Source organism: Acidovorax sp. GW835-FHT14B10, from assembly GCF_058793725.1.
The window spans coordinates 1-631 of record NZ_JBXAGC010000089.1 but is presented as its reverse complement, the minus strand read 5'-3'; the positions used below and the strand labels follow the sequence as shown (position 1 = coordinate 631).

The following is a 631-nucleotide window of genomic DNA, read 5'->3' as shown; positions in this document are numbered from 1 at the left end:
CCAGCCGCTTTGCCGTGCACGACCCGGCCACGGGCGCCAAGCTCGCCGACGTGGCCAACCTGGGCCCGCAGGATGCCGAAGCGGCCATTGCCGCCGCCAACGCCGCTTGGCCTGCCTGGCGGGCCAAGACGGCCAAGGAGCGCAGCATCATCCTGCGCAAGTGGTACGACCTGCTCATGGCCCACCAGGATGATCTGGGCCGCATCATGACTGCCGAGCAGGGCAAGCCGTTCCCTGAGGCCAAGGGCGAAGTGGCCTATGGCGCCAGCTTTGTGGAGTGGTTTGCCGAAGAGGCCAAGCGCGTCAACGGCGAGACCCTGCCCCAGTTCGACAACAACCGCCGCCTGCTGGTCCTGAAGCAGCCCATCGGCGTGTGCGCGGCGATCACGCCCTGGAACTTCCCCCTGGCCATGATCACGCGCAAGGTGGCACCGGCCCTGGCCGCCGGCTGCCCGGTGGTCATCAAGCCGGCCGAGCTGACCCCTCTGACCGCCCTGGCCGCCGCCGAGCTGGCCGTGCGCGCTGGCATTCCGGCGGGCGTGCTCAACATCCTCTCGGCCGATGCCGCCAACTCCATTGCCATCGGCAAGGTGCTGTGCGCCAGCGATGTGGTGCGCCACATCAGCTTCAC

At 68.9% G+C, this 631-nt stretch carries 1 protein-coding gene; it reads left to right on the top strand.

All coding sequences use genetic code 11. From position 1 onward, the window contains the following. Positions 1-631 (top strand): aldehyde dehydrogenase family protein (locus AC1Q5S_RS22345; protein WP_492239468.1); only part of this gene is annotated, 631 nt, incomplete at both ends.